The 15,773-nt window shown below is 39.2% G+C and carries 9 protein-coding genes; 5 read left to right on the top strand and 4 right to left on the bottom strand.

What is annotated here, in order from left to right:
• Positions 1–28: 28 nt before the first annotated feature.
• The 4 genes from ESA94_RS15230 to ESA94_RS15215 all read left to right on the top strand — a co-directional run bounded on the left by ESA94_RS15230 (position 29) and on the right by ESA94_RS15215 (position 10,496).
• Positions 29–2,218, top strand: coding sequence for a glutamine synthetase III family protein (locus tag ESA94_RS15230; protein ID WP_129131798.1), 2,190 nt, complete (start codon positions 29–31; stop codon positions 2,216–2,218).
• A gap of 309 nt (positions 2,219–2,527) precedes the next feature.
• On the top strand, positions 2,528–4,876 hold the full coding sequence (locus tag ESA94_RS15225) for a T9SS type A sorting domain-containing protein (protein WP_129131797.1): 2,349 nt from the start codon (positions 2,528–2,530) through the stop codon (positions 4,874–4,876).
• Positions 4,877–5,418: 542 nt separating this feature from the next.
• A complete protein-coding gene (locus ESA94_RS15220; RefSeq protein WP_164972758.1) occupies positions 5,419–8,124 on the top strand; it encodes a M14 family zinc carboxypeptidase in 2,706 nt (901 codons plus the stop codon).
• A 26-nt stretch (positions 8,125–8,150) separates the two neighbouring features.
• Positions 8,151–10,496, top strand: a complete 2,346-nt coding sequence (locus ESA94_RS15215; RefSeq protein WP_129131795.1) for a T9SS type A sorting domain-containing protein — start codon at positions 8,151–8,153, stop codon at positions 10,494–10,496.
• Positions 10,497–10,563: 67 nt separating this feature from the next.
• On the opposite strand, the gene accC is transcribed toward ESA94_RS15215, so the two are convergent.
• The 3 genes from accC to efp form a co-directional block, all read right to left on the bottom strand.
• Positions 10,564–11,901: an acetyl-CoA carboxylase biotin carboxylase subunit gene (gene accC / locus ESA94_RS15210; RefSeq protein WP_129131794.1), complete on the bottom strand. Its 1,338-nt coding sequence runs from the start codon at positions 11,899–11,901 to the stop codon at positions 10,564–10,566.
• Between the two features lie 103 nt (positions 11,902–12,004).
• Positions 12,005–12,493 (bottom strand): acetyl-CoA carboxylase biotin carboxyl carrier protein, encoded by a 489-nt coding sequence (gene accB, locus ESA94_RS15205; RefSeq protein ID WP_129131793.1) that lies wholly within the window; start codon positions 12,491–12,493, stop codon positions 12,005–12,007.
• 180 nt (positions 12,494–12,673) lie between these two features.
• Complete coding sequence (gene efp / locus ESA94_RS15200; RefSeq protein WP_129131792.1) at positions 12,674–13,240, bottom strand: elongation factor P; 567 nt, start codon at positions 13,238–13,240, stop codon at positions 12,674–12,676.
• Positions 13,241–13,347: 107 nt separating this feature from the next.
• On the opposite strand from efp, the gene ESA94_RS15195 reads away from it, so the two are divergent.
• Positions 13,348–13,851, top strand: coding sequence for a thioredoxin domain-containing protein (locus ESA94_RS15195; RefSeq protein WP_129131791.1), 504 nt, complete (start codon positions 13,348–13,350; stop codon positions 13,849–13,851).
• Positions 13,852–13,915: 64 nt separating this feature from the next.
• Here ESA94_RS15195 and ESA94_RS15190 read toward each other — a convergent pair whose 3' ends face one another.
• Positions 13,916–15,697 carry a M56 family metallopeptidase gene (locus ESA94_RS15190; protein WP_129131790.1) on the bottom strand — a complete coding sequence of 594 codons (1,782 nt, stop codon included), beginning with the start codon at positions 15,695–15,697 and terminating at the stop codon, positions 13,916–13,918.
• Positions 15,698–15,773 lie beyond the last annotated feature (76 nt).

Raw genomic sequence — 15,773 nt, 5'->3', positions numbered from 1 at the left:
TCGTTAAATCACTTTTCAAATTTATTTTATGTCGTTACGCTACCAGGCCATTAAAAATTTTTCGAAGCAAAAAAATACAGAAGTAAGTTCTCCAAGCAAGATCACTGCTATTTTTTGCCAGAATGTTTTTACGCTAAAAACAGCCCGTGAATATCTGAGCGATGAAGCATACAAAAGTCTTTTCGCTTCTATAAAAGGAAATAAAAAGATCGACCGTGTAAATGCAAATCAGATTGCTGCAGGCATTCGCCAATGGGCCGAAAGCAAAGGCGTAACACACTACACACATTGGTTTCAACCATTAACCGGTACAACAGCAGAAAAACACGATTCCTTCTTTACATTAAAAGGCGATGGTACTGCCATTGAAGAGTTTGACGGAGGTGCATTAATTCAACAGGAACCCGATGCATCATCTTTTCCCAGCGGTGGTATCCGTGCAACGTTTGAAGCACGTGGTTACACAGCATGGGATCCCTCCTCTCCTGCTTTTATTATGGAAATAGGAGAAGGTAAAACACTTTGTATACCTACAGTATTCGTTTCGTATACCGGCGAGTTACTCGATTATAAAGGACCGGTATTGAAAGCATTGGAAGCAGTAAACAAAGCTGCATTGGATGTTTGTCATTACTTCGATAAAAACGTTTCGAAGGTTACGCCCACACTTGGATGGGAACAGGAATACTTTGTTGTTGATGAAGCATTGTATAATGCACGTCCCGATCTGGTGCTGAGCGGACGCACAGTGTTTGGTCATTCATCAGCAAAAGGTCAGCAGTTAGAAGACCATTATTTTGGTTCGATACCTGAACGCATTTATGCATTTATGCGTGACTTTGAAAACGAATCGTATAAACTGGGTATTCCTTTACGCACACGCCATAACGAAGTAGCACCCGGACAATTTGAGTGTGCTCCTATTTTTGAAGAAGTGGCTGTTGCTATTGATCATAATTCGTTATTGATGGATGTGATGGATCGTGTTGCACGCCGTCACAAACTCCGTGTGTTGTTACACGAAAAACCATTTGCAGGTGTTAACGGGAGCGGTAAGCACAATAACTGGAGTTTGAGTACTGATACTGGTGTAAACTTACTGGCGCCTGGTAAAACACCAAAGACAAATTTAATGTTCCTTACCTTCTTTACCAATGTAATTCGTGCGGTAGATCAGTACTCCGATATTCTGCGTGCTTCTATTGCAGGTGCAGGTAACGATCATCGTTTGGGAGCGAATGAAGCACCGCCTGCTATTATTTCTGTTTTTGTTGGTAAGTATTTAACAGAGGTATTAGATGCAGTTGAAAAACGTGTTACTACAAAATTTGATGAACAGGACGAAGCGATTCTGAAACTTGATCTGCACAAAAGTATTCCGGAGCTGATGCTGGATAATACGGATCGTAACCGTACTTCACCTTTTGCATTTACTGGAAACAAATTTGAATTCCGTGCTGTAGGTTCAAGTGCAAACTGTTCCAATGCAATGACGGTGCTTAACACCATTATGGCGCAAACACTCACAACTTTTAAAGAAGAAGTTGATGCATTGATTGAAAAAGGCGAGAAAAAAGAAATTGCCATTATGCATGTATTGCAACGCTATGTTAGCGAAAGCAAGAAAGTGTTGTTTGAAGGTGATGGTTACAGCGAAGCATGGGCAAAAGAAGCTGAGAAGCGTGGATTACCAAATGTAAAAACTACTCCCTATGCTTTAGATGCAATGGTTACAAAAAAAGCCAAAGAGCTTTTTGAAAACACCGGTGTATACACACATGCCGAACTGGAAGCCCGCCATGAAATTGAGTTGGAGAAATACATCAAGCAGGTACAGATTGAAGGACGTGTAATGGGCGAACTTTGCACCAGTCATGTTTTACCAGCGGCAATAAAATACCAAAATGTGCTTATCAATAACATTAAAGGATTGAAAGATATAGGTATTGGCAAAGAAGGCTACGAGAACCAGTTGCAGATCCTCGAAAAAATTTCCCTGCATATTAATAAAGGAAGCGACCTTGTTGAACAAATGATTGAAGCCCGTAAAAAAGCAAATGCCATTGCCGATACAAGAGAAAAGGCCATTGCTTATTGCGATGATGTAAAGGGAAAATTCTTTGATGAGATCCGTTACCACGTTGACAAACTTGAGCTGCTGGTTGATGATGCCAGCTGGTATTTGCCTAAATACAGAGAACTATTATTCCTCCGTTAAAAATAAACATCAACTAAAAAAAGCTCCGCAACCGTTTGCGGGGCTTTTTTTTATGGTATACGCCTCTTCGTTACTACAGTTGACTGCAAGTTATACTACATGTTTTAAGGGGATACTCCTAGTTTCATTATTAGTAAGGTTGTAGACCTTTGTAATGTTTTATTGCAGTACCCAACAGATGAATTCCGTTACCCAAAAGGCCTTTTCAGCAATAAAACCGGAAGCTTAAAGATTATAGTAACAGCAATATTTAAGCAACCAGTTTAAACGTACCAAAAAAAGTAAGAGAATCCGAAAACGTAGCCCGTTATGAAAACTAGATTCAGAAACATTGCTCTGTTGTTTTTATTTATTTGCACAAGCGTAAGCAGTAGCGCAGCAACTTATACCGTAACCAACACAAACGATAGTGGAGCAGGTTCGCTCCGGCAGGCAATAACAGATGCAAACGCAACTTCAGGAGCTGATGTTATTCAGTTTCTTATTCTTGATGTAATTGGCAATTATTTCGAAGGTTCTACAGGATCTCGTTTTGCTGTAATCCGTGTACAAACAGCTTTGCCTGTTATTACAGAAGCTGTAACTATTGATGGCAGCACACAGCTTAACTCAAATACAGGTACACTTACAGGAAAAACAGTAGGTGTTTTAGCTTCTGTTCAAAGTTCAATTCCTTATCCGGATGTTTATATTGTTCCTAGCGATGTTTCTCCTGCTTTTACTTTTCCTTCTAATGGCGATGGGTATTCCGGCAACGGCATTACGGTAAACGCAACAAACGTAATTATTAAAAACATTGCTATTTCTGGTTTTGGCAATAACGATGTAAGCTCTCAATCATCTGCAATCAGTCATTCAGATATTTCGTTCATCAAGGTATCCGCAGCAAGAACCGTTAATGCGCAAATTTATAACTGTTTTATCTCTTGCTCACCAACAGGAACCTACCCTTCCATTACAGCAAGAAGAACAAAAGGTGCCGGCATATTGGTTTGTGGAAACAACAATACCGGTATTATTAGAAATAATCTTGTTTCTTATTCCGGTGTGTATGGCATTGTATTTAATGGTGTAAATAACAACTCAAATGGTGTAACAGGAAATGTGCAACCAAGCAAAAACTGGCAGGTATACGAAAACCAGGTCATTAACCCTACAATGCGCACTTCAACATTTACTTCTATTGGCGCAGCAGGCGATGGCATTTCGTTGATGAATTGCTACCGTATGAATGTATATAATAACTGGGTGGAAAACTGTGAACAATTTGGCATTGACGAAGGGCATAATACAGACAGCAACTACATTAACAACAATACTGTTACCGGAACTACAATTACAGGAGGAACAAGCCCGGTTGGTGGCTGCAGAATAAGCTTTAGCTCAAGAGCTGATACATTAATCAACAATCTTATTTACAACAACACTGCATCTAATTTTCTTGGTGGCGTGTATGTTGATGAGCAAACAACTTCTGTTGCAGGTGCAACCGCATACAATAATGCAAACTGTTATATCTATAAAAATACAATCTATAGCAACACAGGATCAGGCATTACAATAAGCACAAGCGGATCAGGCCAGGCTAACGGTTTTACTTTTTCAGAAAACAGTATCTATAATAACTCAGGTCTTGGAATTGACCTTGGTTATAATGGTTCTACATTAGTTACAGTGAACGATAATGGAGATGTTGATGCAGGAGCAGATAAACCCAACGATCTGCAAAACTTTCCTGTAATTGATTCGGTAAAGAAAACTCCTACTACAATAATTATTTACGGTAAAGCAGCTGCAGGTGCAAAATTGGAATTTTTCTTTACCGATGGCGGAACAAACCAACAAGGCGGACGTTTATATAATTATGGTGAAGCAAAATATTTCATAGGCAGAGGCACGGAAGGAAGCGGCTCTGATCTCAGAAGCACAACCGGCTTATCGTACAACGTAGACGGCAATGTTGCTAATGGCAATGTAAACGGATTTGCTTTTTCTTTTTCAATGGCTTCTATCCCTGCGGGTGCTGCGCCTTTTGTAACAGCCACTGCAACGGTTGGCAATAATACCAGCGAGTTAGGTTTGATGGTTGGCTCTTCACTTATCCTCGATAACGAAGTAATTAACTTCGATGGCAAAAAAAGAAATGCTGCTGCAGAACTTACCTGGGATGTATCTTCTAACAATACTATCAGCTTTTTTGAAATTGAACAATCAACTGATGGTGCTAATTTTTCTCTTGCAGGAGTTGTATCGTATACAAGCGCACAAAACATGCAATCGTATTCTAAACTTATATGTAATGCATCGACTGGTAATAACTACTACAGATTAAGAACAGTTTATACTGATGGTAAATCATCTTACAGCAAAACAATTATATTCAACTTTGCCGGAATTGCGTCTGCTGTTAAAGCAGGTCCAAATCCATTTACTAATAAAATCAACATTGAGTTTAGAGAAACGAACAGCCGTACCAAATATCAGGTTCGCTTGCTTGATCTTTCAGGTAAACTCATCAGCAAAACAAACTACAGCAGTACAATGGGCTACAATGTAATTACCTGGAATATTGCACCAATAAATAATAATGGTATGTACATTATTGAAATGGTTTCAGAAACTGGTGAAAAATTTCAGCAAAAATTGATGCACCAATAATTAAGAAAATTCAAGCGTTAATGGCAGGCCGGGAAAATCCGGCCTGCTTTTTTTAATGCCACTCATCCATAAATAAGCAGACACAAAAATCAGGCTCTTCTAGTTCGTTTAATTATAATTAAGAATTCTGGCAAAAAAACATAACAAACACATCCATACATATCAATTTATACGTATTTACTGCAATCGCCTCAGTATAATAACGAGTTAAAATACGTTTACTTGCTAAAGGGGATTTCCATAGAAAAATAAGTGTTTATTCTTACCGTTGATAATGCCTCTTTACAGACATTTGCAGTGATCATTTTTTTAAATCCAACACCCTTATGAACTATTCTTTTAAAACTCTGAGTATTAAACTCCATGAGCCTGAATCATTCTACAACATATCAGGTTTCAGTTAGTTCTCCCCGACGATATTAACAAGTCTGACCTAGCAGGAAAGCACCGGATAAATTTTTGGCTGAATTAATTATTATCCAATAAACATGAGAAAAAAAAACCTGCAGACTTTTAAAGCATTCTTGTTATCTATTTCTTTTTTGACATTATTTTGCTTCACTTCCAATGCACAAAACAACCGCATTGTATACAGCCAAGCGAAACTCTACTTAAAAAGCAGATCACAACTTGAACTTTTACACAAAGCCGGAATCGATTTCGATCATGGCATTTACGACAACCAGACAAAAACATTCATCAACTCGTTTTTAAAAGCCGATTTACCCAAAATAAAAACGTTGGGTATAAAGTACGATGTGTTGGTTGATGATGAATTATCTGATTTCTTACGCAGAAATAACCCTGCTGATTTTTATAAATACAGCGACCCGAAATCAACCCAACCTGCTGTTTCTGCAAAACTTCCCTTTCAGACGTGTACAACAAACTGGAGCACATCTTCGTGGACAACGCCGGATGCATTTACAAGCGGATCGATAGGCGGCTATTACAGCTTAAGCGAAATGGAAGCAAAGCTGGACGATATGGCAACCAACTACCCAACTCTTGTTAGCAAATTCAGTATTGGAACAACAGTTGAAGGAAGAACAATATGGTGTGTGAAAATAAGCGACATACCTGGTACAGATGAATCTGAGCCGGAAGTATTGTACTCTGGTTTACACCACGCAAGAGAAGCAATGAGTATGCATAACCTCATCTTCTTTATGCAGTATATTCTTCAGAATTATTCATCAGACTCACGAATATCAAATATCATCAATAACAGAGAACTGTTTTTTGTTCCTTGTGTAAACCCAGATGGATGGAACTACAATTGTGTTACCAACCCTACAGGCGGCGGTATGCATAGGAAAAACAGGCGCAATGTTGGCGGACAAACAAATGTAGGTATTGATCTAAACCGTAACTATAGTGTTGGATTTGCAGAAGACAACACCGGCTCTTCTCCAAACATTGAAAACGATACTTATAGAGGCCCTTCAGCATTTTCAGAAAACGAAACACAGGCAATGCGGGCTTTCATCAACGGCCGCAGGTTTAAACTTGTACTCAATTATCATGCATATGGTCAACTATGGGTTCGTCCACCCGGCTCTGCATCAACAACCGCAACCACAACAGACAATCTTATTTTAAACACTGCAGGAGGCTTGTTTACAAAATATAATTGCTACGAAGTAGGTGATGATATGTCAACTGTTGGTTATAATGTAAACGGCTATTCGGATGACTGGCTGCTTTCCGGAGATGCCGGAAGCAGAGCAGTTGGATATGAAAAGATATATGGATTCAGCCCCGAAGTTTCACCTGCACTCTCGGGTGGTACTTTTTGGCCTTCGTCTTCGCAAATCATTCCTATTGCAAGAGAAATGATGTTCAGCAATTTTCAAGTAGCTAATACAAGTGGGCAGTTTTTTGAAGTAGAAGACAACACTTCACCGTCAGTCACTTCGCTAACTGGAAACTTTACATTCAGACTTACAAGAAGTGGTTTAGTTGATATGCCTGCAACAGTTGAAATTATTCCTTTACAAAATATTGCTTCGGTTGGAAGCTCAGTAAACGTAAGTTCCGTTTCAGCTTTCGGAGGTACAGCAACAGGCAATATTTCTTACACGCTTGCAGGTACAACACCAAACCAACAGATTTTAAAGTTTGTGTGGAAGGTAACATCTGATGGTATGATTTTTACCGATACCGTTACAAAAATCTACAACCCCTCTGAGTTATTCACAGATGATATGGAAGGTACATACGCTACCAAATGGACTGCTTCCGGAACAAGTAACACATGGGGATTTGGTACCACCGCAGCATTTAACGGAACAAAATCAATGTCAGAATCGCCAAGTGGCAACTATTCAAGTAGCCGAACCTGGTATTCTACCTGTAACACAACACTTAATTTAACAGGATGTACAGATGCTTTCCTGAGCTTTTGGTTAAAAAGCAATTCAGAAAACTGTTACGACCTTTTGCGTGTAGAAGTATCGTTGAATGGAGGAGCCTACGCACCAGTTTGCGGCTCTAACACAATTGACGAAAACAGGTTTAGTGTTGGAGATCTTCCGTCTTACACCGGGCTTTCTAACGGATGGAGAAGAGAGATCGTTGATCTCAGCAGCTATATTGGTTCATCAAATGTTCGCTTTCGCTTTTTGTTTTCATCAAACAGCTCTACTGTATCCGACGGATTCAGTATTGATGATGTAGTTGTTTTGAAAGGAAGTTTATCCTCAACATTAGATGTAAATTTTGTTCGCATTTCTGCTAAGGCAGAAGGTAAAACTGCAATCATTAATTGGGAAGCAGTTGCCGATACAGATCACGCATATTTTGTAATTGAACGCTCGGCCGATGGCAATGTTTTTACTGAAACAGGGAGAAACTACAACACAGGATACAACTTTAGTTATAACGATCTTTCTCCGCTTTACGGAAGAAACGTTTACAGGGTGAAAGCGATAAGTAAAAACGGAAAAGTACAATACAGTAATACCGTTTCTGTAAAATTTGCCAACACAAGAGGGTTCAGATTATACCCAAATCCTGCTAAGGAAAAAGTTACAGTAGAATTTTTTGGTGTAGACACAAATGAACAGCTAATCATTCAACTTACCGATATAAGCGGTCGGGTTATTAGCTCTGAAAAGATAATATCACAGGCAAGCAATTTTAATTATCAAATTAAAACAGCCTCTCTAACACAAGGTTTCTATATTCTGAAAATCACCGACAGTAAAGCTGAAACGCTTTATAAAGAGCGAATTGTAATTCAATAGTCGACGAATATTTATAACCCTACATTATGAAAACTATTTTTAAATACGTTTGTATAATTGCATTTGTATTTGGAGTTGAAACAAATGCATACTCAGCAATTTTTGTTGTAAGCAACACCGGCGATAGCGGTGCCGGCTCTTTGCGACAGGCAATTACTGATGCTAATGCAGCTGCCGGAACCGATGTTATTCAGTTTGCAATTCTCGATATTATAAGCAATTATTTTGAAGGCAGTACAGGAGCAAGATTTGCTGTAATTCGCTTACAAACAGCATTACCTGTAATAACAGAAGCAGTAACAATTGATGGAAGTACGCAACCAAACACAAATACTGCTACACTTGCAGGAAAAACAGTAGGCAGGTTAGCCGTAGTGCAAAACAGCATTCCCTATCCAGATGTTTATATTGTGCCAAACGATGTTAGTCCGGCATTTTCATTTCCATCTAATGGTAACGGATATCTTGGAAATGGCTTAACAATTAATGCAACCAATGTTATTATTAAAAATATTGCTATCTCCGGATTTGGGAATAACGATGTAAGTTCACAATCTGCAGCAATTAGTCATGGAGATATATCTGTTGTAAAAGTCGCTGCTGTAAGAACAGCTAATATTGAAATTTATGATTGCTTTATTTCCTGCTCACCTACAGGAACTTATCCTTCCATAACTGCAAGAAGAACCAAAGGCTCAGGAATACTGGTTTGCGGAAATAATTATACAGGCATCATTAGAAACAATCTCCTGTCCTTCTGTGGTGTTTATGGTATTGTTTTCAATGGTGTAAATAACAATGCCAATGGTGTTACTTCCGATGTTCGCCCGTTCAGATATTGGCAGGTTTACGAAAACCAGGTTATCAGCCCTACCATGCGCACTTCAACATTTACTTCTATCGGTGCTGCAGGCGATGGCATTTCGCTTATGAACTGCTACCGCATGAGTGTATATAACAATTGGATAGAAAATTGTGAGCAATTCGGCATCGATCAAGGGCATAATACCGATAGTAATTATGTAAACAATAATACAATTACTGGAGCTATTATTACGGGGGGAACAAGTCCTGTGGGAGGCTGCAGAATTAGTTTTAGTTCGAGGGCCGACACATTAATTAATAACCTGATCTACAATAACACTGCTTCAAATTTTTTGGGAGGAGTTTATTTAGATGAGCAAGGAACTTCAGTAGCCGGCGCTTCTACTTACGACAATCTGAATCATGTTATTTACCAAAATCATATTTACGGAAATACCGGATCAGGAGTAACGTTGAGTACGAGTGGAAGCCGTAACTTAACCGGTAACAAAATTTCAGAAAACCTGATTTATGATAACACAGGGCTTGGAATTGATTTAGGTTATGGAAGCTCTGTATCTGTAACCGTTAATGATAACGGAGATAGTGACAGTGGTCCTAACAATCTTTTAAACTTCCCTGTAATTGATTCTGTAAAGAAAACTCCTACAACTATTATCATTTACGGAAAAGTTGCTTCCGGAGCTTATCTGGAATTTTTCTTTACTGATGGAGGTACGAACCAACATGGAGGAAGACTTTACAACTATGGTGAAGCAGAATACTACATTGGCAGCGGTACAGAGGGAAGCGGATCGGACTTAAGAACTACAACTTCTCTTTCTTATAACACAGATGGCAATGTAGCTTCAAGCAATGTAAACGGATTTGCTTTTTCTTTTGCGATGGCAAGCCTTCCTTCGGGCATCTCTCCTTTTGTAACTGCTACTGCAACAGTAAGCAACAACACAAGTGAATTTGGTCCTATGCTTAACACAGCCATGTTGCTTGATGATGAAATACTACTCTTTAGCGGCAAAAAAAGAAATACTGCATCAGAATTAACCTGGGAAGTATCTTCAAATACAGCTATCAGTTCTTTTGAAATTGAATACTCAACCGATGGTGTTCATTTTTCGAATGCAGCTGTTGTGCAATACAATGCCAATAGCCAGCAGGAAATACAGAACTATCATAAGCTGATGTCGAATGTATTGCCCGGCAATAATTACTACCGCTTAAAAACTGTTTATCATAACGGTTCATCAGTTTATTCTAAGATTGTGTTGCTAAACTTTAGTGGTATTACTTCTGCTGTTAAAGCCGGCCCCAATCCGTTTACTAACAAAATCAATATTGCTTTTCAGGAAACAGGCAACAGTACAGAGTATAAGATGCGGTTGATTGATGTAGCAGGAAAATTGGTTAACAGCACTACGTACAAAAGCAACACTGGCTTCAACAGGTTTACATGGAATATCAACAACCTAAAAAACAACAGTATTTACATTGTTGAAATGATATCCGAAACCGGCGAAAAATTTCAACAGCAATTATTACATCAATAACTTCAAACTAAACAAATAAAAAGTAAAGGCCGGATTTCTCCGGCCTTTACTTTTTATTCAAACTATTTTATTTCATCTGAAAGGTTTCTAAAAACTTGGTGGTAAAGTTTCCTTTACGGAAGTTTTCATCCTTCATGAGTTGTTGATGGAAAGGAATGGTGGTCTTTACCCCTTCAATAACGTATTCGCTCAATGCACGGCTCATAGTGTTGATGGCTTCCTCACGTGTACGGGCAACTGCAATAATTTTAGCGATCATTGAATCGTAGTAAGGAGGAATTATATAACCGGCATATACATGCGAATCGATACGGATACCATGACCGCCAGGCGTATGCAAAGTTGTGATCTTACCGGGGCTTGGACGAAAATCGTTGTACGGATCTTCGGCATTAATACGGCATTCAATTGCATGCATTGTTGGTTCATAATCTAACCCACTGATTTTTTCGCCTGCAGCAATTAATATCTGTTCCTTAATTAAATCGAAGTTGGTTACTTCTTCTGTTACGCAATGTTCTACCTGGATACGTGTATTCATTTCCATAAAGTAGAAATTGCGATGCTTATCTACCAGGAACTCAATGGTACCTACACTTTCATAACCAATAGCAGAAGCAGCTTTCTTCGCCGCATCGCCCATTGCTTTACGCAGCTCAGGGGTCATAAAAGGAGATGGTGATTCCTCCACGAGTTTCTGATGACGGCGTTGAATAGAACAATCACGCTCACTTAAATGACAAACAGTACCGTAACGGTCGCCTGCTACCTGTATTTCAATATGGCGGGGTTCTTCAACAAACTTCTCCATATAAATACCATCGTTCTTAAATGAAGCAGCAGCTTCATTCTTTGCCATATCGTAGTTGCGTTCTAAATCTTCCTCTGCAAAAACAACACGCATGCCTTTACCACCACCGCCGGCAGTTGCTTTTAAGATGATGGGATAACCGATTTCTTTGGCAATACGTTTTGCTGCCTCCAAACTTGGCAATAACCCTTCGCCACCGGGTACCACTGGTACACCTGCTTTGATCATGGTTTCTTTTGCTGTAACCTTATCGCCCATCGAGCGGATTTGATCGGGTGTTGGTCCAATGAACTTAATACCGTTCTGTCCACAGATCTCAGCAAACTTTGCGTTCTCTCCTAAAAAACCATAACCGGGATGAATAGCATCAGCATTTGTAATTTCTGCAGCTGCAATAATATTGGGAACATTAAGATATGATTCTGCGCCGGCAGGTTTACCGATACAAACAGCTTCGTCGGCAAATTTTACATGAAGACTTTCACGATCGGCGGTTGAATAAACGGCAACCGTTTTGATTCCCATTTCACGGCAGGTTCGTATAATACGCAACGCAATCTCGCCACGATTGGCAATTAATATCTTTTTAAACATGAGTTTAATTTGAAAATTTGAGAATTAGCTAATTTGAAAAGATATACAACAGGAAAATCGAAAATGAGTTTTACATTTTCAAATTTTCGAATTGATTGACAAATTAACTAGGGTCTACAAGGAACAAAGGTTGATCGTACTCAACAGGCGATTGATCTTCTACCAACACCTTTACGATCTTTCCTTTTACTTCGCTTTCAATTTCGTTGAACAACTTCATGGCTTCGATAATGCAAACAACCTTGCCCGGTGTTACTTCTGTACCAACTTCGGCAAATAAAGGCTTATCGGGAGCAGGCTTGCGGTAGAACGTACCGATCATCGGACTTTTAATGGTTACATACTTACTGGTATCTTCTCCACCGGCAGGCTTGGGAGCAGCTGGTGCTGCAGCTGCAGGAAGAGCAGCAGGCGCCGGGGCTGCAGGAAGAGTTTGAGGCGCTGCCTGAAACTGACCTGAAATAAGCGTTTGCTGAATGATTTCGTCCTTTTGTTTTATAGTAACCTTAAAGTCTTTTTCTTCGATGGTGAGTTCACTGAGGTTGGATTTGTTAACCAGTTTAATGAGTTCCTGAATTTGTTTAAAATCCATGATCGTGAGGTTTAAAAGTTGATTAATATTGGGCGGCTAAGATAAGGGAATAAATTCCCACAAAGTTCTTTTTTGATAAAAAACGAGGTAAAACAGCTCAGTTTTGCCCAAAAACGAGCGAAAAAAGTACAAAAAAAGGCGATTTTTAAAAAATCGCCTTTTTTAATATCATCTAACAGATTATTCTTTTACACGCTCAACATAGTCACCTGTTTTGGTGTTGATGCGGATCATTTCGCCTTCGTTTACAAACAAGGGAACCATTACAGTTGCACCTGTTTCAACAGTTGCAGGTTTCAGCGTACGTGTTGCAGTATCGCCTTTAACACCAGGTTCGCTGTAAGTAACTTTTACTACAATTTTATCGGGCAGCTCAATACTCATCGGCATTTCAGTTTCGGTGTTGATGAGAGCACTTACGGCATCGCCTTCTTTCAAAAACTGGGGCGCATCAATTACCGATTCCTGAACAGCGATTTGCTCAAAGCTTTCGTTATTCATGAAATTATAACCGGTATCGTCTTTATACAAAAACTGGAAATCGTGACGCTCTACACGAACAGGATGAATGGTTTCACCACTGTTCCAGGTAACCTCAATAGAACGGTTATTATCAACACCTTTCAATTTAGCCCAAACTTTTGCGGCTGCACGGGCTGTTTTGTTTTCGCCAAACTCCACAATTTTATACAAGCTGCCGTCCTGCTTGATGATCATACCACGACTGATGTCTGATGTAGTTGCCATAATAACGCTTTGAATAGTAATTTAAGGCTGCAAATATAAAGCTAACAGCCTTTCTCAGCAAACTTGCAGCAAAATACCTTTCCACCGGTTTTTGCTAAATTGCAGGCATGAGGAATATCTTATTTACAGTTGTACTTTTTTTAGCCGCATTCAACATTCAGGCACAAACGAAAGCCGATACAATTCCTGCTCATCTACAAAACCTGCGCCTACCCGATTTTAAATTGTTACTAACCGACAGCTCAACCAGTTTTTATACCGAACAGCTCAGCAAAAAGAAAACAACTGTTTTGATGAGCTTTAGTCCCGATTGCGACCATTGTAAAAACCAAACGAAAGAGTTGATTGAAAATATTCAGAAGCTTAAATCGGTACAGATTGTTATGGCTACCACCTACCCTTTTGAAATGATGAAACAGTTTTACATCGATTACCAGATATCAACCTACAAGAACATCATTATGGGAAGAGATGTATTGTATTTCTTTCCTAAATACTACCGCAATCATTATCTGCCGCTGATTACGATCTATAATAAGAACGGAGAATTGATTCACTATTTTGATGGCGGCGTACCAACAGCAAAACTGATAGAACTGGCTACAAAATAAAAAGCGAAACAATTTCTTGTTTCGCAATGAATAAGGTTTAATGATTTTCAGGTGGCAATATTTCTTAGTCAGCTACTTTCTTTGTTTTTGTTGTAATGATGATAACGCCATTCTTTCCTTTTTCGCCATACAGCTTTACAGCACTCTCATCTTTTAAAACTGAAATGCTTTGAATGTTGTTAGGTTCCATTTGGTTTACTTCTTCTGCAGTAACTTCTTTACCATCTAAAATATACAATACGTTATCGGTACTGATTTTACCTCTCAATTTTATGGTTGCGGGCTTGTTGGTTGATGTACCATAGCCTACAACCGTAACTACTCCGGGATCAGCAGCCGCTGTTGTATTAACCGTTGCTACAGCCGTAGTTGTTACAGCTGCAGTTTTATATCCTGTAACTGTTACTTCTTTTACAGGCGATGTTGTTTCGGCAACAGTAACTGTTGCAACTTTACCTTCTGCTGTTACTGCAGCAGGTGCAGAAACAGGCGATGGATAACCAACTACTGTTACTGGTGCAAGAGGCGATGGTGGCGGAGGTGGTGCAATTTCACCATACTTTGCTTCGTATTTATCTTCGGCGGCATTCCAATCTGTAAGCTTTAACGCTTCTACAATTTTCTTGTTCTTATCCTTTACTATCACAACACATTCGCCCATGTTATCGGCAATGGTTACAAAATAACCTTTAGTATTAAGCTTTACATCTTCATGCGCAGGTTTTACTGTAACTACTTTTCCGGGTACCGGTGGAGGCGGTGGCGGTGGCACTACTTTATCCAGCTTACCATATTTTTTTTCAAACGCTTCTTTTTCATCAGGGTTGTTGAGGTTATAGGTTTCTTTAGTTCCGTTTTTCAAAACAATGGTAACTGTTTTTTCATTGTTGTTCTTGTTAACATTTACACTTGCAATTTCACTGGCCGGCACCGTGTCGTTAATCAACAGCTGCTGTTTAAATTCTTCTTTACGCTGCTCTTTTTGTTTTACTTCTCTAAACGCAAGTAACAATACAGCTACCAGCGGCAGTACAAATAAGAAACGGATTGCCTGCACTCGTGCAGATTTGATTTGATTCATCATGATGATTCGGTTTTTAAGTGATGAGAAATTAAAGTTGGATGCAATGCTGTAATGATTATTGCCCACTACTTTCAGTAACAGGTATTGATATTGTTTTTTATCAACACCTTCCTGCAATACTTTTTCATCGGCAATAAATTCAAGATTTTGACGGATGGCTTTACGGATAAACCATGCAGCAGGATGAAACCATAAAACCATGCACAAAAATTCGGCAAACAAAATATCGATGCTGTGCTTTTGTTTTACATGCACAAATTCGTGGCGGATGATTTCCTGCAGTTCTGCTTCTGTATGCAGTTTGCTGTTGATGTAAATGCCGTTACTAAAAGAGAAAGGCATAATATTCTCTTCCACATGAAACAGTTTAATAGCACCCTCGTTCAGCAGCCTGGCCTTTGCTTTCATTTTACGCAAGCTGTAAAGCTGCAGCAGCATACGCATACCCATCAACATCATTCCGGCAATAAAAAGAACAATGGCAATGTTCCAGCTGTTCCATTCAAAACCTGCATTGGTTGCTGTAATGTTTAAATTATAAACAGGCACCATCCGCACAAACTGTACTTCTTCCAGTTCGTGTTTGAACAGAAAGTCCGTAATGTTCATAAACGGAATAAAAAAGCTTAATGCTGCATAACCAACCAGGTACCACCTGTTCCAGTTATAAAAAGTAAGCCTGCGCAACACCAGTTGATAAAATACATACACCAGTGCAAGCGCAATCGAAACTTTCAGCAGGTATTCAATTATTACAGGCATAGTTGCTAATTGAAAATTTGGTAATTGATAATTTTAAAATAGTTCCGCTAAATAAGGCATCATGCATTTTTAATTA

It is taken from the genome of Lacibacter luteus (assembly GCF_004118265.1).
Classification (GTDB): Bacteria; Bacteroidota; Bacteroidia; order Chitinophagales; family Chitinophagaceae; genus Lacibacter; species Lacibacter luteus.
This window is presented reverse-complemented; position numbering and strand designations above follow the sequence as displayed.

Excerpts from the sequence above, each read along its gene's own strand:
- ESA94_RS15225 (WP_129131797.1), top strand. The coding sequence starts at position 2,528 with ATGAAAACTAGATTCAGAAACATTGCTCTGTTGTTTTTATTTATTTGC.
- ESA94_RS15230 (WP_129131798.1), top strand. The coding sequence starts at position 29 with ATGTCGTTACGCTACCAGGCCATTAAAAATTTTTCGAAGCAAAAAAAT.
- ESA94_RS15215 (WP_129131795.1), top strand. The coding sequence starts at position 8,151 with ATGAAAACTATTTTTAAATACGTTTGTATAATTGCATTTGTATTTGGA.
- ESA94_RS15195 (WP_129131791.1), top strand. The coding sequence starts at position 13,348 with ATGAGGAATATCTTATTTACAGTTGTACTTTTTTTAGCCGCATTCAAC.
- accC (WP_129131794.1), bottom strand. The coding sequence starts at position 11,901 with ATGTTTAAAAAGATATTAATTGCCAATCGTGGCGAGATTGCGTTGCGT.
- accB (WP_129131793.1), bottom strand. The coding sequence starts at position 12,493 with ATGGATTTTAAACAAATTCAGGAACTCATTAAACTGGTTAACAAATCC.
- ESA94_RS15190 (WP_129131790.1), bottom strand. The coding sequence starts at position 15,697 with ATGCCTGTAATAATTGAATACCTGCTGAAAGTTTCGATTGCGCTTGCA.
- efp (WP_129131792.1), bottom strand. The coding sequence starts at position 13,240 with ATGGCAACTACATCAGACATCAGTCGTGGTATGATCATCAAGCAGGAC.